We start from the raw sequence: 1,959 nt of genomic DNA on the forward strand, positions 1-1,959 counted from the left end.
GCCGCGCCGGCGCGCGGGGCGGTGCCCGGTGAGCCGGGCGCGCGCCGCAGTGCGGGAGCTGCCGGTCTCGGCCGCGGCAGGCGCAGCCGTGCTGGCCGGCATGGCGCTGCTGGCCCCGCTGGTGGACGGCGGGGGCTGGTGGCCGGCCGCCGCGGCCGCCGTGCTGGCGGTCTGCGGAACCGGCAGTGCGGTGCGGTTCGCTCCCGGGGGGACACTGCTGGCACCGCCGGTCCAGCTGCTCGCCCTGGCCGCCGCACTGACCGCTCTGTTTGCGCCCGGCGGGGCGCCGGCGGAGCTCGTCGGCGTCTTCGAACAGGGCACAGCCGCGATCGAGGAGCATCCGCCGCCGGTTCCGCCGGGCACCGGACTGGAGCTGATCCTGGCCGGCGCCGCCGGCGTGGCCGCGCTCGCCGCGGACGTGCTGGCCCTGGCGGCACGCACCGCCGCGCTGGCCGGCATCCCGCTGTTCGCGATGGCCCTGGTGCCGCTGGCGGTGGACGACCGGGGCCTGTCCCCCGCCGCGTTCGCCGCGGCCGGCGCCGGCTACCTGGTGCTGCTCGCGGTGGACAGCGGCCTCCGGGCCGCAGAGCGCACCGGCACCGCGGGGCACGGAGCGGGCGCGGCGATCCGGCACACGGCGCTGTCCGGCGCCGTCGTTGCGGGCGCCCTGGCAGTGGCCCTCCTCGTGCCGGCGCTGGTGCCGGGCCTGGAGTCGGGGCCGATGCACCGCATCACCGACCCGGCCGGCAGCGGGCGCGACGTCACCGCGACGCACCCGCTGGTCTCGCTCCGCCGCGACCTCGGCTCCTCGGGCAACCGGGCCGTCCTCACCTACACGACCGACGCCGAACGGCCGCAGTACCTGCGCACCTCGGTCCTGGAGTCCTTCGACGGCACCGACTGGACCATGGCCCCGGTGACCGCCAGCGACGGCGCCCGGCTCGGTTCCGACGGCGCGCTGCCGGAGCCGCCGGGGCTGCGCGTGCAGCGCGCCGGCACGGCCACCACCGAGGTGGCGGTCGAGCAGCCGCTCGGCGACACGCCCTTCCTGCCGCTCCCCTATCCGGCGGCGTCGGTCCGGGTGGCCGGCGACTGGTACGCCGACCCGGAGAGCCTGGTGGTGTTCAGCACGAGCGCCCAGGATGCGGCCGGCTCCTACACGGTGCGCGGCTACGAGGCCGATCCGGACCCGGCCGAGCTGGCCTCGTCGGGCACCTCGGGCGGCCAGCGCAGTTCACTGGAGCTGCCCGGCGACCTGGACCCGCGGATCGCCGAGGCGACCCGGTCGGTCACCGAGGGCGCCGACGACCCGCTGTCGAAGGCCGTCGCCCTCCAGGACTGGTTCACCGACCGCGGCCGGTTCACCTACGACCTGGCGCCGCCGGAGCTGCCGGACGGTGCCGACCCGCTGGCGCACTTCCTGTTCGAGGACCGCATCGGCTACTGCGAGCAGTTCGCGGCGGCGATGGCGGTGATGGCGCGCCAGGCCGGCATCCCGGCGCGGGTGGCGGTGGGCTACACGCCCGGCACGCAGGCGTCCGGCGACCAGTGGGTGGTCCGGGAAGGCGACGCGCACGCGTGGCCGGAGCTGTACTTCTCCGGGCACGGCTGGCTGCGGTTCGAGCCCACGCCGCCGGGCGGGCAGGGCACTGCGAGCACGCCGCCCTACGGACGGGAGGCGCCGGAGGGCGACGGCGCCGGCGAGGCGGCCAGTCCGGCTCCGGACCCGTCCCCGGACGCGGAGGACGGCACCGGCGGCGGCGCGGCCGACCCGCCGGAGGAGCAGCCGGACAGCCCCGGCTCCCCCGGCACCGGGCCGGACCCGGCGGCGAGCGGCGGGGACGCCAGTACCGGCGTTCCGTGGGCGGCTGCTGCCGCGGCGGTCGCGCTGGCGCTCGCAGTGCTCCTGCTGCCGTGGGCGGTGCGCGCGGCGGTGCGGCGGGCGCGCGGGACCCCGGC

1 protein-coding gene is annotated in these 1,959 nt (G+C 78.7%); it reads left to right on the forward strand.

All coding sequences use genetic code 11. From position 1 onward, the window contains the following. Window positions 1-28: 28 nt before the first annotated feature. A partial coding sequence (locus ACYVGT_RS28065) for a transglutaminase family protein (RefSeq protein WP_460863867.1) occupies window positions 29-1,959 on the forward strand: 1,931 nt, incomplete at its 3' end.

This window comes from Nocardiopsis coralliicola, assembly GCF_054779695.1.